Consider the following 15,589-nt stretch of genomic DNA (forward strand, 5'->3'; position numbering starts at 1 on the left):
CCGCGCGAAGCGGCGGCGCCCTCGGGTGCCGCCCGTTTCGCAGGGTCGGCAGGCCCGATGCCGACCGCGTACCAAGGGGACCGATGACTGACTATGGCCGGGGCTCCGGCTCCGAACCGTGGCACCCCGAGGACCCGCTCTTCGGCGACATGTACGAACCGGGGTACGACAGCCGGACCGACCCCTACGCCGGCGGTCGGCAGCCGCAGCCCCAGCAGCCCGCGCAGCCTCAGCAGCCGGGCGGCTGGCAGGACCCGTACGCCTCCGGGCAGCAGCCGCAGTACCCGCAGCAGGGATATCCCCAGCAGCAGTACCCGCAGCAGCCCCAGCAGCAGCCGTATCCGCAGCAGGTCCCGCCGCAGCAGCACCCGCAGTCCGGGCAGCCGCAGCAGCACCCGCAGCACGTCCAGCAGCCGCAGCACCCTCAGCAGCAGGGTTACCCGCAGGCGGGCTACGACGGCTGGGACACCGGCTCGCAGCAGACCGGCGGCTACGGGCACCAGGACCCGTACGGCCAGCAGCCGCAGGACCCCTACGGCGCTCCGCAGCAGCCCGACTTCTACGGGCAGAACGGCTACCCGCCGCCGCAGCAGCCGCAACAGCCCCAGTACCGCCAGCAGCAGCCGCAGGGGTCGCAGGCGCCCGGTCAGGGCCAGGGGCAGCCGCTGGGCCCGCAGCAGGGTCGGCAGCCCTTCCAGCCGCAGCAGCAGGCCCAGCAGCAGGGGCAGGGCCCGGCGCAGGCCCAGCAGCCGCCGCAGCAGGCCCGCCCGCAGGAGCCCGACCCCGAGCCGCTGCGCACCGCCCCCGCCGAGACCGGCGAGTGGGAGCCGGACGACGAGCCGGACCCCCGCGAGCACGCGTTCTTCTCCGGCCGCGACGACGATGACGAGGACGACGACAGCCCCTCGACCCCGAACTCCGGCGGCCGGCGGTCCGGCAAGTCCCCGGCCAAGGGCGGCAAGAAGCGCCGCAGCGGCTGCGCCTGCATGGTCGTCCTGCTGGTGCTCGGCGGAGGGCTCGGCGGCGGCGGGTACTTCGGCTACCAGTTCTACGAGAGCCACTTCGGGCCCGCCCCCGACTACTCGGGGCAGGGCACGGGCGACGTCCAGGTCAACATCCCGCAGGGCGCGTCGGCCACGAGCATGGGCAACATCCTCAAGGACGCCGGCGTCGTGAAGAGCGTCGGCGCCTTCACCGCCGCCGCGAACAAGAACCCCAAGGGCCGGCTCATCCAGGCCGGCGTCTACGTCCTGCACAAGAACATGTCGGGCGCCTCCGCGGTGACGATGATGCTGGACCCCAAGTCCCAGAACGCGATGATCATCCCGGAGGGATGGCGGGCCACCCGCATATACCAGGCGATCGACACCAAGCTCAAGGTCAAGGCGGGCACCACCGCGTCCCAGGTCAAGGGCGTCAACCTGGGCCTGCCGTCATGGGCGCACGGCAATGTGGAGGGCTTCCTCTTCCCGGCGAAGTACAGCATCTCGAAGACCATGAAGCCGGTGGACGTCGTCCGGCAGATGGTCGCCCAGGCCAAGGCCGAGTACACCAGGGACGATCTGGAGGGAGCCGCCAGGAAGTTGGGCAAGTCTCCCGAGGACATCCTGAAGATCGCCAGCCTTGTGCAGGCGGAGGCGCAGGAAGCCGACGACTTCGGCAAGGTGTCCCGTGTCGTGTACAACCGGCTCGACAAGGACATGACGCTCGGGTTCGACTCCACGCTCAACTACGCCATGGGCCGTTCGACCCTGAACACGACGAACAAGGACACGCAGTACCCGTCGCCGTACAACACCTACACCCACAAGGGCCTGCCGCCCGGACCCATCGACAACCCGGGCCACCAGGCCATCGCGGCCGCGCTCGCGCCCACCGAGGGCAAGTGGCTGTACTTCGTCACCGTGAAGCCGAACGACACCCGCTTCACCGACAACTACGACGAGCACCAGAAGAACGTGCAGGCGTTCAACGAGTACCAGAAGGAGCACGGCGGATGACCGGATCGGGTGAGCGCCGCGCGGCCGTGCTCGGGTCGCCGATCGCGCACTCCCTCTCCCCGGCGCTGCACCGCGCCGCGTACGCGGCGCTCGGCCTCGACGACTGGCGCTACGACCGCTTCGACGTGGACGAGGTCGCGCTCCCCGGCTTCGTGGCCGGCCTCGACCCCGCCGTGTGGGCGGGCCTGTCGCTGACCATGCCGCTCAAGCGCGCGATCATCCCGCTGCTGGACGAGATCACGCCGACGGCCGCCTCCGTCGAGGCCGTCAACACCGTGGTGTTCGGCCCCGACGGGCGCCGCACGGGCGACAACACCGACATCCCCGGCCTGGTCGCCGCGCTGCGCGAACGCGGCATCACCTCCGTGCCGTCCGCCGCCGTGCTGGGCGCCGGAGCCACCGCCTCCTCCGCGCTCGCCGCCCTCGCCCAGATCTGCCGGGGCGAGGTCACCGCCTACGTCCGCGGTCCCGCGCGCGCCACCGAGATGCTGCACTGGGGCGAACGGCTCGGCGTCACCGTACGCACCGAGGACTGGAGCCACGCGGCCAAGGCGCTGACCGAGCCGCTGGTGATCGCCACCACCCCGGCGGGCGCCGCCGACCATCTCGCCGAGCACGTACCGGCCGCGCCCGGCGCCCTGTTCGACGTGCTCTACGCGCCCTGGCCGACCCCACTGGCCACCGCCTGGACCCAGCGCGGCGGGCCGGTACTCGGCGGTCTCGACCTGCTCGTCCACCAGGCCGTCCTCCAGGTCGAACAGCACACCGGCCGCGCCCCGGCCCCGCTCGCCGCGATGCGCGCCGCGGGCGAGGCGGCGCTGCGGGCGCGCTGAGCCCCGTCCGCACGGCGGACCCCGGGGGCCGTCCGCACGCTGGACCGGCCGGCCGGGCGGGGCACGGATCGTGGGAGGATCGGGGGCGTAGTACCGGGACGCCACACGGGGGCGGACTGCCCGGGACGCCGATTCGAGGGAGCACCGTTGAGCAGGTTGCGCTGGCTGACCGCGGGGGAGTCGCACGGCCCCGCACTCGTCGCGACACTGGAGGGTCTGCCCTCCGGGATTCCGGTCACCACGGAACTGGTGGCGGACGCGCTGGCACGGCGGCGGCTGGGATACGGGCGCGGCGCCCGGATGAAGTTCGAGCGCGACGAGGTGACCTTCCTCGGCGGCGTACGGCACGGGCTCACCATGGGCAGCCCGGTCGCGATCATGGTCGGCAACACCGAGTGGCCCAAGTGGGAACAGGTGATGGCCGCCGACCCCGTCGACCCCGAAGTGCTGGCGACCCTGGCCCGCAACGCCCCGCTGACCCGGCCGCGCCCCGGCCACGCGGACCTGGCCGGCATGCAGAAGTACGACCTGGACGAGGCCCGTCCGGTGCTGGAGCGGGCCAGCGCCCGGGAGACCGCCGCCCGGGTCGCGCTCGGCGCGGTTGCCCGCTCGTACCTCAAGGAGACCGCGGGCATCGAGATCGTCTCGCACGTCGTGGAGCTGGCCGGGGCCAAGGCGCCGTACGGCGTGGTGCCGGTGCCCGGTGACGAGTCGCGGCTCGACGCGGACCCGGTGCGCTGCCTCGACGCGGACGCGAGCGAGGCGATGGTCGCCGAGATCGACCAGGCCCACAAGGACGGCGACACCCTCGGCGGCGTCGTCGAAGTGCTCGCCTACGGTGTGCCGGTCGGACTCGGCTCGCATGTGCACTGGGACCGGCGGCTGGACGCGCGGCTGGCCGGCGCGCTCATGGGCATCCAGGCGATCAAGGGCGTCGAGGTCGGCGACGGCTTCGACCTGGCCCGGGTCCCCGGCTCCCAGGCGCACGACGAGATCGTGCCCACCCCCGACGGCATCCGCCGCGCCTCCGGCCGCTCCGGCGGCACCGAGGGCGGTATGAGCACCGGTGAGATCCTGCGGGTGCGGGCCGCGATGAAGCCCATCGCCACCGTGCCGCGCGCGCTGGCCACCGTCGACATCACCACCGGCGAGGTCGCCCAGGCCCACCACCAGCGCTCCGACGTGTGCGCGGTCCCGGCCGCGGGCATCGTCGCCGAGGCCATGGTCGCGCTGGTGCTCGCCGACGCGGTCGCCGAGAAGTTCGGCGGCGACTCGGTCACGCAGACCCGGCGCAGCGTCCGCGGCTTCCTCGACAACCTGGCCATCCGGTGACCGCGCCCGCAGCGGGCGGACCGCCCGCCGTCGTCCTGGTCGGCCCGCCCGGAGCGGGCAAGTCCACCGTCGGCCGGGTGCTCGCCGCCCGGCTCGGCCTGGAGTACCGCGACACCGACGCGGACATCGAGGCGACTTCCGGCCGGCCCATCCCCGAGATCTTCATCGACGAGGGCGAGCCGTACTTCCGCGACCTGGAACGGGCCGCCGTGCGCGAGGCGCTGGCCGGCCACGGCGGAGTGCTCTCGCTCGGCGGCGGCGCGATCCTGGACGACGGCACCCGCGCCCTGCTCGACGGGATCGCGGTGGTCTTCCTCGACGTCGGCCTGCACGCGGCCGTCCGCCGGGTCGGCCTCGACGCCCCCCGGCCGCTGCTCGCCGTCAACCCCCGGCAGGCGTGGCGCGAACTGATGGAACGGCGCCGGCCGCTCTACACCGAGGTGGCCCGCGCGGTCGTCGTCACCGACGACCGCACCCCCGAGGACGTGGCCGACGCCGTACTCGACGCACTCCAACTGAAGGACGCATGAGCGACAACCTCCCCCTGGCCGCGCCCCCCACCCGTATCGAGGTCGGCGGCACGGCGGGCACCGAGCCGTACGCGGTGCTGGTCGGTCACCAACTGCTCGGTGAACTGCCCGGGTTGATCGGGCGCAAGGCTGGGGGTCCCCCCGCCAGAGGTAGGGGGCGGGTGGCCGTCATCCACCCCGAGGCGCTGGCCGGCACCGGCGAGGCGATCCGTGAGGACCTGGCCGAGCAGGGCTACCAGGCCATCGCGATCCAGATCCCCAACGCCGAGGAGGCCAAGACCGCCGAGGTCGCCGCCTACTGCTGGAAGGCGCTGGGCCAGAGCGGCTTCACCCGCACCGATGTGATCGTCGGCGTCGGCGGCGGGGCGACCACCGACCTGGCCGGGTTCGTGGCCGCGAGCTGGCTGCGCGGGGTGCGGTGGATCGCGGTGCCCACGACCGTCCTGGGCATGGTGGACGCGGCGGTCGGCGGCAAGACCGGCATCAACACCGCCGAGGGCAAGAACCTGGTCGGCGCCTTCCATCCGCCGGCCGGGGTGCTCTGCGACCTCGCCGCGCTGGACTCGCTGCCCGTGAACGACTATGTCAGCGGGCTGGCCGAGATCATCAAGGCCGGGTTCATCTCCGACCCGGCCATCCTGGAGCTGGTCGAGGCCGACCCGGCCGCCGCCCGTACCCCGCGGGGCCCGCACACGGCGGAGCTGATCGAGCGGGCGATCCGGGTCAAGGCCGAGGTGGTCTCCGCGGACCTCAAGGAGTCCGGCCTGCGGGAGATCCTCAACTACGGCCACACCCTCGCGCACGCCATCGAGAAGAACGAGCGCTACAACTGGCGGCACGGCGCCGCGGTCTCCGTCGGCATGGTCTTCGCCGCCGAACTCGGGCGTCTGGCGGGGCGGTTGGACGACGCGACGGCCGACAGGCACGCCGCGGTGCTGGGCTCGGTCGGGCTGCCGCTGACCTACCGCGGCGACCAGTGGCCGCGGCTGGTCGAGACGATGAAGGTCGACAAGAAGTCCCGCGGGGACCTGCTGCGGTTCATCGTCCTGGACGGACTCGGCAAGCCGACCGTACTGGAGGGGCCGGACCCGGCGGTCCTGCTCGCCGCGTACGGGGAGGTGTCCGAGTGAGCCGGCGGGTCTTCGTGCTGAACGGGCCCAACCTCGGGCGGCTGGGCTCGCGCGAGCCGGATGTGTACGGGGCGACGTCGTACGCGGGGCTGGTCGAGGAGTGCGTGAAGCTCGGCGCGGAGCTGGGCTTCGAGGTGGAGGTCCGCGAGACCAACGACGAGGGCGAGCTGATCCGCTGGCTGCACGAGGCGGCGGACGGGCGGGTGCCGGTGGTGCTCAACCCGGGTGCGTTCACGCACTATTCGTACGGGATGCGGGACGCGGCGGCGCAGCGGACGGCGCCGCTGATCGAGGTGCACATCTCGAACCCTTACGCGCGGGAGGAGTTCCGGCACACCTCGGTGGTCGCGGCGGTGGCCAGCGGGACGGTCGCCGGGTTCGGGATCGGCTCCTACCGGCTGGCGCTGCGGGCGTTGGCGGAGGAGGCGGCGGGGTAGCGCGGGGCGCCGCGCGCGCGTCGGGGGTGCCCGGTGTGCGGGCAGGCGGCGGGTGCGGGGCGGGGTGTGTGACGGGGTGCGGGGCCGGGTGGGTGTCAGCTTTGTGAGACCCTCTCACGAAGCTGATTGCCTCTCACGGGGCACCGAGGGTGTCACCGCGTCGTTCACACAACGACACGCGGGGGCGGTACCGTTCGGAGTCGAACGGCGCTACCGGCCGGTTCGCGTCGCGGAAGCCCGGTACGGGAGGGAGTGGGCCGAGATGCAGCACGCTTTGGGGGCGCCGCAGCCCGGCCCCGGCGGCCAGGGGAGCGGCACCGGGCACTTTCCGCTGCCCGGACCCGCTCCGGTGCGGCTGCCCGGGCCGCCGGGCGGCGGCCCGCAGTCCGGCGTCGCGCACGGCCCGATAGCGGTGCTGCTGATCGGCGCGGCGGGCGCGGGCAAGACCACGATCGCCCGGCACTGGGCGGACCACCGCGGCGCGCCGACCGCGCACATCAGCCTCGACGACGTACGCGAGTGGGTGCGGTTCGGCTTCGCCGACCCGCAGGCGGGGTGGAACGAGCACTCCGAGGCGCAGTACCGGCTGGCCCGGCGGACCTGCGGCTTCGCCGCGCGCAACTTCCTGGCCAACGGGGTGTCCTGCATCATCGACGACGCGGTCTTCCCCGACTGGCCCGCGGTCGGGCTCGGTGGCTGGAAGCGGCATGTGGGGCCGGGGCTGTTGCCGGTCGTGCTGCTGCCCGGCCTGGACGTCGTGCTGACCCGCAACGCGGCGCGTTCCGGCAATCGGCGGCTCTCCGACGAGGAGGTCGCCCGTATCCACGGGCGGATGGCCGGCTGGTACGGGTCGGGCCTGCCCATCATCGACAACTCCCACCTCGACGTGGCCGCGGCCTCCGCGGCCCTCGACCGCGTAGTCACCCGCTCCCTCCAAAACCTCCCCCCCTCCTGGTAACCCCCACCACCCCGCCGGGTTACTTCTTCCCGCCACGACGCCGCGACGGCGCGACGTCCCGCCAGCGGTGTGCTCTGGGCCTGCGGCCCACTTCTTTCCCGCCGCGACGGTGGGACGCGGGACACACGATCTCGGCGGCGCCGAGCCGGCTTGCGCCCTGGGCGCCCACATACTTCCCCGCCGCATCGGCGGCCCGTCCCCCACCCCGGCGGGCTTGGGCCTCGGGCCCATCTCCTCTCCGCCGCGGCGCCGGGAGGCGAGACGCACGATCCCGACGGTCCCGAACCGGCCTGCGGTTGGGGCGCGCACCTTCCGCGTCGGCGGGGTGTCCTGCGCGGCGGTGTGCCCTGGGCTTGCGGCCCATCTCTTCTCCGCCGCGGCGGAGGGACGCGGGACGCGCGATCTCGGCGGTGCCGAGCTGGCCTGCGGCCGGGGGGTCTCGGGCGGCGGCGCGCTCTGGGCCTGCGGCCTACATCTTTCCCGCCGCGATGGTGGGACGCGGGACGCACGATCCCGGCGGTGCCAAGCCAGCTGCAGCCTGGGCGTCCAAGTGCTTCCCCGCCGCGTCGGCGGGGTGTACCGCGCGGCGGTGGGCTTGGGCCTGCGGCCCAGTCTTTCCCGCCGCGTCGGCGGGAGGCGAGACGCACGGTCTCGGCGGTGCCGAGCCAGCCTGCGGCCGGGGCGCGCACCTTCCGCGTCGGCGGGGTGTCCTGCGCGGCGGTGTGCCCTGGGCCTTCGGCCCACTCTTTCCCGCCGCGGCGGCGGGACGCGGGACGCACGATCTCGGCGCTGCCGAGCCGGCTTGCGGCTGGGGTGGCCACGTGCCTTCTGTGCCGCGTCGGCGGGATGTCCCGTGCGGCGGGGGGCTTGGGCCTTCGGCCCACTCTTTCCCGCCGCCGTGGTGGGACGCGGGATGCGCGATCTCGGCGGTGCCGAGCCGGCCTGCGGCCGGGCGGGGTGTCTCGCGCGGCGGTGAGCCTGGGCTTGCGGCCCATCTCTTTCCCGCCGCCGTGGTGGGACGCGGGATGCGCGATCTCGGCGGTGCCGAGCCGGCCTGCGGCCGGGCGGGGTGTCTCGCGCGGCGGTGAGCCTGGGCTTGCGGCCCATCTCTTTCCCGTCGCGGCGGAGGGACGCGGGATGCACGGTTCCGGCGGTGCCGAGTTGGCCTGGGGCTGGGCGGGCGTCCCGACGGGCGTGGACTGTGGGCTGGGGCTCGGCCCGGTTCCGCCGCCGCGGCGGGACGCGGGAGGTCCCGTGCGGCGTGCGCACTGCGCTGGGGCCCGGGGCCGCCCCGGCCGGGCGGGTCACTCGGGTGGCGGAGGTCGGGGGGAAGCGGGCCGCAGGCCGAAACGCAAGGGGCGGGCGGCCCCACAGCCGCAGAGGCGGGAGGCCGCGGACAGGCCGACCGCCCGCCCCCGTCGTACGCTCGCCGCATGGCGGAGGTGCACACGGTCCGAAGGGAGCGGCTGCGCGAACGTTGCGCGGCGACGGGGGTCGACGCTGCCCTGGTCACCCGACCGGCGAACGTACGGTATCTGACAGGCTGCGCCCCACCCGGCTCCGCGCTCCTGATCGGGCCGGGGCCCGAGGCCACCCTCGTTCACCTGCGGCCACCCCCCGACGAGGCCGCCCAGCCCCCCGACGACCTCCGGTCGATCGTGCTGCCCTCGCCCGAGGGCGACGCCGCCGTCGCCGCGGCCGACCACGCCCGTGAACGCCGCGCGTCCGGCCTCGCCGTCGAGGAGCACCACCTCACCGTCACCCGCCACCGCGCCCTGCACGCCGTCGCGGCCGGCCTGCCGCTCACCGACCTCGCGGGCGCCGTCGAGCAACTGCGCCTGATCAAGGACGAGCACGAGATCGCCTCCCTCCGCATCGCCGCGGAGATCTCCGACCAGGCCCTCGGCGAACTCCTCGAATCGATACTGGTCGGCCGCACCGAGCGCCACCTCGCCCTGGAGCTGGAGCGCCGCCTCGTCGACCACGGCGCGGAGGGCCCCGCCTTCCCCACCTCCGTCGGCACCGGCCCGCACTCCGGCACCGCCCGCCACGTACCGACCGACCGCCGCGTGGAGGAAGGCGACTTCCTCACCGTCCGGCTCGGCGCGTCCTACCGCGGATACCGCTGCGAAGTCGGCCGTACTTTCGTCATCGGCACCGCTCCCGCGGCCTGGCAGATCGAGCTGTACGAGCAGGTCTTCGACGCCCAGCGGGCCGGCCGCGAGGCCCTCGCACCGGGTGTGGCCTGCCGTGACGTCGACCGCGCGACCCGCGAGCCGCTGACCGCCGCGGGCCACGGGGACGGCCTCAGCCCGTGGTCGGGCCACGGCGTGGGCCTGGAAATAGACGAGGACCCTCAGTTGTCCCCCGCGGCCATGGGTAAACTGGACGCTTGCGTGCCGGTCACCGTCGAACCCGGGGTCCACCTTCCGGGCCGAGGCGGTGTCCGCATCGACGACACACTCGTCGTACGTCCCGTGGCGGACGGCGGGCCTGAACTACTCACCATCACGACCAAGGAACTGCTCGCCCTGTGAAAGGGCGCGGGCTTCCACGGTCCCGAAGCAGCACTTTCAGGAGATTCCGCAACCGTGGCCACCACGAACGACCTCAAGAACGGCCTCGTGCTCAAGCTCGACAGCGGCCAGCTCTGGACCGTAGTCGAGTTCCAGCACGTCAAGCCCGGCAAGGGCCCCGCCTTCGTGCGCACCAAGCTGAAGCACGTGCTCTCCGGGAAGGTCGTCGACAAGACCTTCAACGCGGGCGTGAAGGTCGAGACCGCCAACGTCGACAAGCGCGGCATGCAGTTCTCCTACAAGGACGGCAGCGACTTCGTCTTCATGGACACCGAGACGTACGACCAGATCACCGTCTCCCCCGAGGTGGTCGGCGACGCCGCGAACTACCTGCTGGAGGGGTTCGAAGCGGTCGTCGCCATGTACGAGGGCGCGCCGCTGTACATCGAACTGCCCGCCTCCGTCGAGCTGGTCATCGAGTACACCGAGCCTGGTGTGCAGGGTGACCGTTCCACCGGCGGCTCCAAGCCCGCGCGCCTGGAGACCGGCTACGAGATCGGCGTACCCCTCTTCATCACCGCGGGTGAAAAGGTGAAGGTCGACACCCGCACGGGTGACTACCTCGGCCGGGTGAACAGCTAACCGTGGCTGCCCGGAACAAGGCCCGCAAGCGTGCCTTCCAGATCCTCTTCGAGGCGGAGCAGCGGGGTGCGGCCCCCACGACCGTCATGGCGGACTGGATTCGGCTCGCCCGGACCGACGACCGGCAGCCGCCGGTCACCGAGTACACGATGCAGTTGGTCGAGGGCTACGCGGCGCACGCCGCGCGGATCGACGAGCTGCTCTCCAGCTACTCGGTGGGCTGGACGCTGGACCGTATGCCCGTCGTGGACCGCAATGTGCTGCGACTCGGCACGTACGAACTGCTCTGGGAGGACGACGTCCCGGACGCGGTGGTGCTCGACGAGGCCGTACAGCTCGCCAAGGAGTTCTCCACCGAGGAGTCGCCCGGCTTTGTGAACGGACTGCTCGGGCGGCTGCTGGAGCTGAAGCCGACGCTGAAGCGCTAGGGGCTGCCCCGGCGTACGTGTCCGGCAGGCCCGGCGTCCCGATCGCCGCACCGGCGCAGACCAGGCCCGACAGCAGAAGGTGAACGATATTCTGCTTCGGGCCTGGTGTGTGTCCCGGCCCGTGGCCTAGATTCCGGCACATGGCCGAGGAGCGCGCGACCGAAGCGACGGAAGCGACCGAAGCGACCGAAGCGACCGAAGCGACTGTACGGGCGGATCCGGACGCCGTACCGGGCCTCGACCCCGGACCCGACCCCGGACCCGATTCCGGCGCCGGACCCCGGCCGGGCCTCGATGCCGGGACGCCCGACGGGACGCCCAACGGAACGTCCGCCGGGACCCCCTCCGAGGACCCCGACGCCCTGCTGGCCCGCCTCACCGAGCTGCGGGCCGCCGATCTGCCCGTGCACGGCGGCCGCACGATGGCGTACGTCTACGACTCCGGCCTCGCCGGTCTCGATGACCTCGCCGCCCGCGCCCAGGCGGCCTTCGCGGGCGTCAACGGCCTGGACATGACGGCCTTCCCGAGCGTGGTCACCCTGGAGAACGAGGTCGTCGCCCAGGCCGCCGCCCTGCTCGGCGGGGACACGGCGACGGCGGGGACGTTCACCAGCGGCGGTACGGAGAGCTGTCTGCTGGCCGTACTCACCGCCCGCGAACACGCACGCGCCACCCGCGGGGTCACGGCGCCCGAGATCGTCCTGCCGGTCACCGCGCACGCGGCCTTCCACAAGGCCGCGAAGCTCTTCGGGCTGCGGGTGGTGAGCGTGCCCGTGGACCCCGGGACCTTCCGGGTACGGGCCGAGGAACTGGCCGCGGCGATCGGTGAGCGGACGGCGCTGGTGGTCGTCTCGGCGCCGTCGTACGCGCACGGCGTCATCGACCCCGTGCCGGAAGTGGCGCGGGCGGCGGCCGCGCGGGGGGTGCTGTGCCATGTCGACGCCTGCATCGGCGGCTGGTACCTCGGGCACCGGCGGCTCGCCGCGGAACTCCCGGCGCCGCCGCCCTTCGACCTGTCCGTGCCCGGCGTGACCTCGCTCTCCGTCGACCTCCACAAGTACGGCTACACGCCCAAGGGCGCGTCCGTGCTTCTCTTCCGTGACGCGGAGCTGCGGCGGCACGGGTGGTTCGCGCACGCCGCCTGGCCGGGCTACCCCGTCGTCAACTCGACACTCCAGGGCACGAAGTCGGCCGGCCCGCTCGCCGGGGCCTGGGCGGTGCTGCGGCGGGTCGGTACGCGGGGGTACGTCGAGCTGTCGCGGCGGGTGGACCTGGCGACCCGTCAACTGGTCGACGGGGTCGGCCGGATCGACGGACTGCGGGTGCTCGGGGCTCCCGACGCCTCGCTCGTCGCCGTGGCGAGTGACGACCCGGGGCTCGACGCCTTCGTGCTCGCCGACGAGATGCGGCTGCGCGGCTGGTACCTCCAGCCGCAGCCGGCTTTCGGCGACTCCCCGGCCAATGTGCATCTGACCGTCACCGCGGCGGTCGCGGAGCCCGGGCGGATCGACGAGTTGCTGGACGAGCTGGCGGCGGCCGCGGTACGGGCCCGGGCGGTGGGCCCGGTCACCGTCGACCCGGGGATCGTCGCGCTGGCGGCGGCGCTGGACCCGGACGCGCTGGGGCCGGCGGAGGTCGCGCTCGCGCTGGAGGTGGCGGGTGTCGGCGCGGACGGTACGTTGCCGCTGCGCATGGCGCCGGTGCTGGCGGTTCTCCAGGCGCTTCCGGCGCGCCTGACCGCCCGCCTCCTGCCGGAGGTCATCTCCCGCGTCTTCGCTGGCCGCTGAGCTGACCCCAATGCGCCCTGCGGGCGCGCCCCTCCCGCCGCGGCGGTGGGAAGTCCCGTGGCGTGGTTCGGCGGTGCCGTACAGGCCCCGCCGGTCGGCTCGGCACCGCCGGTCATGCACGTCCCGCGTCCCGCCGTGGCGGCGGGATTCAGGGCTGGCGCCCTGCGGCCTGCTGAGGTGGGCTCGGTTCGCCGTTAGCGTGCCCCGGCGCCGTAGGCAAGTGCTTCGGCTGGCGGCCCTGGGCGCTTTGTCCCGCCGCGGCGGTGGGAAGTCCCGTGGCGTGGTTCGGCGGTGCCGTACAGGCCCCGCCGGTCGGCTCGGCACCGCCGGTCAGGTGCGTTCGGCGTCCCGCCGTGGCGGCGGGATTCAGGGCTGGCGCCCTGCGGCCTGCTGAGGTGGGCTCGGTTCGCCGTTACCGAGCCCCAGCGCCGTAGGCGAGTGCTTCGCCCGGCGTCCCGGGCGGTCTCTCCCGCCGTCGCGGCCATGCGGGGGCGGGGGCGCGGGGGCCCGGGGCGGGGCCTGGGAGGGCCCGCCCCGGGCGGGACGTTTCTGCACTTTTCGGGCAACCCGCAGGCTAACCCGCTCATCCCTCCTCGTGCTGCACCGCGCGGCGCGCATCCGAGTCGAGGACGCCCCACGAGATCAGCTGCTCGGTGAGGACCGACGGCGACTGGTCGTAGATGACCGCGAGGGTGCGCAGGTCGTCCTGGCGGATCGACAGCACCTTCCCGTTGTAGTCGCCGCGCTGGCTCTGGATGGTCGCCGCGTAACGCTGCAGCGGACCGGCCTTCTCCGGCGGGACCTGGGAAAGGCGCTCCAGGTCCAGGACGAGCTTCGGCGGCGGCTCGGCGGCCCCGCCGGGCGTGGTGCCGGGAAGAAGTTCCTGGACCGGCACGCCGTAGAAATCGGCGAGCTCGGCGAGGCGCTGCACGGTCACGGCTCGGTCGCCGCGCTCGTACGAACCCACGACCACTGCCTTCCAGCGGCCCTGGGACTTCTCCTCGACTCCGTGCAGAGAAAGGCCCTGCTGCGTGCGGATGGCCCGAAGCTTTGCTCCGAGCTGCTTGGCGTAATCGCTGGACATATGGCTCCCCGGACGGAAACTCGGTGACTCACTGTGAGGTTACGCAGCGTAATCCACGCTCGTCAAGCCGAATAGGGCCGACTGGTCTCTGACCTGGGCCGTCCCGGCGGCCTGATACGGTGTCGAGGTACCCCTGACGTCCTTTAACGCCCGTCCTGTGAGGCGGGGAAGGAGGTCCCCGACCCATGGTCGACGACCGCAACGCCCGTCCGGTGCTCGAAGCCCCGGACATCGCCCGAGTCCTCACCCGTATCGCCCACGAGATTGTCGAGCGCGCCAGAGGCGCCGACGACGTGGTGCTGCTCGGCATCCCGACCCGCGGGGTCTTCCTGGCCGACCGGCTGGCCGCCAAGCTCGCCGAGATCACCGGCCGCACCACCGCCGTCGGCTCGCTCGACATCACGATGTACCGCGACGACCTGCGGCTGCACCCGCCGCGCGCGCTGGCCCGTACCGAGATCCCCGGCGACGGCATCGACGGCCGGCTGGTCGTCCTGGTCGACGACGTGCTCTTCTCCGGACGTACGATCCGCGCCGCCCTCGACGCGCTCAACGACATCGGCCGCCCCCGCGCGGTCCAGCTCGCCGTCCTGGTCGACCGGGGCCACCGCGAGCTGCCGATCCGGGCCGACTACGTCGGCAAGAACCTCCCCACCTCGCTGCGCGAGACCGTCAGGGTCCAGCTCACCGAGGAGGACGGCCGCGACAGCGTCCTGCTGGGCCAGAAGCCGGGCCGGCAGGACCGGCGGCCGGGCCAGGGCGCCGAGGACGGCAGCACCCCCGTACAGACCCCCGGCCGGCATGCCCCGGGCCTCCCGGCGGACGACTAGCGCACCCACGTCAGGGCCCCGCGCGGGGTCCCGCGCTTCCGCCTGCCCTCGCCCGCCCCGCCGCACCCCCGGCCCGCCCAAGCCACCGGAGTGACCCGATGCAGCGCCACCTGATCTCGGCCGCCGACCTCACCCGCGACGACGCCCTCCTTGTGCTCGACACCGCCGAGGAGATGGCCCGCGTCGCCGACCGGCCCATCAAGAAACTTCCCACCCTGCGCGGCCGTACGGTCGTCAACCTCTTCTTCGAGGACTCCACCCGCACCCGGATCTCCTTCGAGGCCGCCGCCAAGCGGCTCTCCGCCGACGTCATCAACTTCTCCGCCAAGGGCTCCTCGGTCTCCAAGGGCGAGTCCCTGAAGGACACCGCGCTCACCCTGGAGGCGATGGGCGCCGACGCGGTCGTCATCCGCCACCACTCCTCGGGCGCGCCGCACCGGCTGGCCACCTCGGACTGGATCAACGCCTCGGTGGTCAACGCGGGCGACGGCACCCACGAGCACCCCACCCAGGCGCTGCTGGACGCCTTCACGATGCGCCGCCACCTGTCCGGCGTCGGCCGCGACCTCGACGGGCGCCGGATCACGATCGTCGGCGACATCCTGCACAGCCGGGTGGCCCGCTCCAACGTCCTGCTGCTGACCACCCTCGGCGCCCGGGTCACCCTGGTCGCCCCGCCCACCCTGCTGCCGATCGGCGTCGACCAGTGGCCGTGCGAGGTCTCCTACGACCTCGACGCCGTCCTGGCGAAGTCCGACGCGGTGATGCTGCTGCGCGTGCAGCGCGAGCGGATGAACGCCGCGTTCTTCCCCACCGAGCGCGAGTACGCCCGCCGCTACGGCCTCGACGGCACCAGGATGGCCGTCCTGCCGGAGCACGCCATCGTCATGCACCCCGGGCCGATGAACCGCGGCATGGAGATCACCGCCGAGGTCGCCGACTCCCCGCGCTGCACGGCCGTCGAACAGGTCGCCAACGGCGTCAGTACCCGGATGGCGGTCCTCTACCTGCTGCTCGGCGGCTCCGAGCCCGCCGTCGCCACCGCCCGCCCCGAGACCCCGCGCACCGAGGAGACCAAGTAA

14 protein-coding genes are annotated in these 15,589 nt (G+C 73.5%); 13 read left to right on the forward strand and 1 reads right to left on the reverse strand.

Features of this window, described 5'->3' with window-relative positions:
* The first annotated feature begins 83 nt into the window (after positions 1-83).
* From mltG to OHA30_RS30690, 11 genes are all read left to right on the forward strand, one after another.
* A complete protein-coding gene (mltG, locus tag OHA30_RS30640) occupies positions 84-2,000 on the forward strand; it encodes an endolytic transglycosylase MltG (RefSeq protein WP_328917112.1) in 1,917 nt (638 codons plus the stop codon).
* The gene (locus OHA30_RS30645; protein WP_328917113.1) at positions 1,997-2,833 is read left to right on the forward strand and encodes a shikimate dehydrogenase; all 837 of its coding nucleotides are present in this window, start codon (positions 1,997-1,999) and stop codon (positions 2,831-2,833) included. The genes mltG and OHA30_RS30645 overlap by 4 nt, the downstream gene beginning before the upstream one ends.
* A gap of 147 nt (positions 2,834-2,980) precedes the next feature.
* On the forward strand, positions 2,981-4,165 hold the full coding sequence (gene aroC / locus OHA30_RS30650) for a chorismate synthase (RefSeq protein WP_328917114.1): 1,185 nt from the start codon (positions 2,981-2,983) through the stop codon (positions 4,163-4,165).
* Positions 4,162-4,695: a shikimate kinase gene (locus tag OHA30_RS30655; protein WP_328917115.1), complete on the forward strand. Its 534-nt coding sequence runs from the start codon at positions 4,162-4,164 to the stop codon at positions 4,693-4,695. The genes aroC and OHA30_RS30655 overlap by 4 nt, the downstream gene beginning before the upstream one ends.
* Positions 4,692-5,825, forward strand: coding sequence for a 3-dehydroquinate synthase (gene aroB / locus OHA30_RS30660; protein ID WP_328917116.1), 1,134 nt, complete (start codon positions 4,692-4,694; stop codon positions 5,823-5,825). Before OHA30_RS30655 ends, aroB begins: the two co-directional genes overlap by 4 nt.
* Positions 5,822-6,262 carry a type II 3-dehydroquinate dehydratase gene (aroQ, locus tag OHA30_RS30665; RefSeq protein WP_328917117.1) on the forward strand — a complete coding sequence of 147 codons (441 nt, stop codon included), beginning with the start codon at positions 5,822-5,824 and terminating at the stop codon, positions 6,260-6,262. The genes aroB and aroQ overlap by 4 nt, the downstream gene beginning before the upstream one ends.
* A gap of 262 nt (positions 6,263-6,524) precedes the next feature.
* Positions 6,525-7,220 carry an AAA family ATPase gene (locus OHA30_RS30670; RefSeq protein ID WP_328917118.1) on the forward strand — a complete coding sequence of 232 codons (696 nt, stop codon included), beginning with the start codon at positions 6,525-6,527 and terminating at the stop codon, positions 7,218-7,220.
* Between the two features lie 1,433 nt (positions 7,221-8,653).
* Positions 8,654-9,757: an aminopeptidase P family protein gene (locus OHA30_RS30675; protein WP_328917119.1), complete on the forward strand. Its 1,104-nt coding sequence runs from the start codon at positions 8,654-8,656 to the stop codon at positions 9,755-9,757.
* A 54-nt stretch (positions 9,758-9,811) separates the two neighbouring features.
* Positions 9,812-10,378 carry an elongation factor P gene (gene efp, locus OHA30_RS30680; protein ID WP_328917120.1) on the forward strand — a complete coding sequence of 189 codons (567 nt, stop codon included), beginning with the start codon at positions 9,812-9,814 and terminating at the stop codon, positions 10,376-10,378.
* A gap of 2 nt (positions 10,379-10,380) precedes the next feature.
* The gene (nusB, locus tag OHA30_RS30685; protein WP_328917121.1) at positions 10,381-10,806 is read left to right on the forward strand and encodes a transcription antitermination factor NusB; all 426 of its coding nucleotides are present in this window, start codon (positions 10,381-10,383) and stop codon (positions 10,804-10,806) included.
* Positions 10,807-10,946: 140 nt separating this feature from the next.
* The gene (locus OHA30_RS30690; protein ID WP_328917122.1) at positions 10,947-12,593 is read left to right on the forward strand and encodes a pyridoxal phosphate-dependent decarboxylase family protein; all 1,647 of its coding nucleotides are present in this window, start codon (positions 10,947-10,949) and stop codon (positions 12,591-12,593) included.
* Between the two features lie 583 nt (positions 12,594-13,176).
* Here OHA30_RS30690 and bldD read toward each other — a convergent pair.
* On the reverse strand, positions 13,177-13,677 hold the full coding sequence (gene bldD / locus OHA30_RS30695; protein ID WP_328917123.1) for a transcriptional regulator BldD: 501 nt from the start codon (positions 13,675-13,677) through the stop codon (positions 13,177-13,179).
* A 185-nt stretch (positions 13,678-13,862) separates the two neighbouring features.
* On the opposite strand from bldD, the gene pyrR reads away from it, so the two are divergent.
* Together pyrR and OHA30_RS30705 are read left to right on the forward strand one after the other, a co-directional pair.
* Positions 13,863-14,507: a bifunctional pyr operon transcriptional regulator/uracil phosphoribosyltransferase PyrR gene (gene pyrR / locus OHA30_RS30700; protein WP_328917124.1), complete on the forward strand. Its 645-nt coding sequence runs from the start codon at positions 13,863-13,865 to the stop codon at positions 14,505-14,507.
* A gap of 98 nt (positions 14,508-14,605) precedes the next feature.
* Complete coding sequence (locus OHA30_RS30705) at positions 14,606-15,589, forward strand: aspartate carbamoyltransferase catalytic subunit (RefSeq protein WP_328917125.1); 984 nt, start codon at positions 14,606-14,608, stop codon at positions 15,587-15,589.

Source organism: Streptomyces sp. NBC_00223 (assembly GCF_036199905.1).
Lineage (GTDB): Bacteria > Actinomycetota > Actinomycetes > Streptomycetales > Streptomycetaceae > Actinacidiphila.

Coding starts and splice junctions, on each gene's coding strand:
- mltG (WP_328917112.1), top strand. CDS start 84: ATGACTGACTATGGCCGGGGCTCCGGCTCCGAACCGTGGCACCCCGAG.
- OHA30_RS30645 (WP_328917113.1), top strand. CDS start 1,997: ATGACCGGATCGGGTGAGCGCCGCGCGGCCGTGCTCGGGTCGCCGATC.
- aroB (WP_328917116.1), top strand. CDS start 4,692: ATGAGCGACAACCTCCCCCTGGCCGCGCCCCCCACCCGTATCGAGGTC.
- OHA30_RS30670 (WP_328917118.1), top strand. CDS start 6,525: ATGCAGCACGCTTTGGGGGCGCCGCAGCCCGGCCCCGGCGGCCAGGGG.
- OHA30_RS30675 (WP_328917119.1), top strand. CDS start 8,654: ATGGCGGAGGTGCACACGGTCCGAAGGGAGCGGCTGCGCGAACGTTGC.
- OHA30_RS30690 (WP_328917122.1), top strand. CDS start 10,947: ATGGCCGAGGAGCGCGCGACCGAAGCGACGGAAGCGACCGAAGCGACC.
- bldD (WP_328917123.1), bottom strand. CDS start 13,677: ATGTCCAGCGATTACGCCAAGCAGCTCGGAGCAAAGCTTCGGGCCATC.
- pyrR (WP_328917124.1), top strand. CDS start 13,863: ATGGTCGACGACCGCAACGCCCGTCCGGTGCTCGAAGCCCCGGACATC.
- OHA30_RS30705 (WP_328917125.1), top strand. CDS start 14,606: ATGCAGCGCCACCTGATCTCGGCCGCCGACCTCACCCGCGACGACGCC.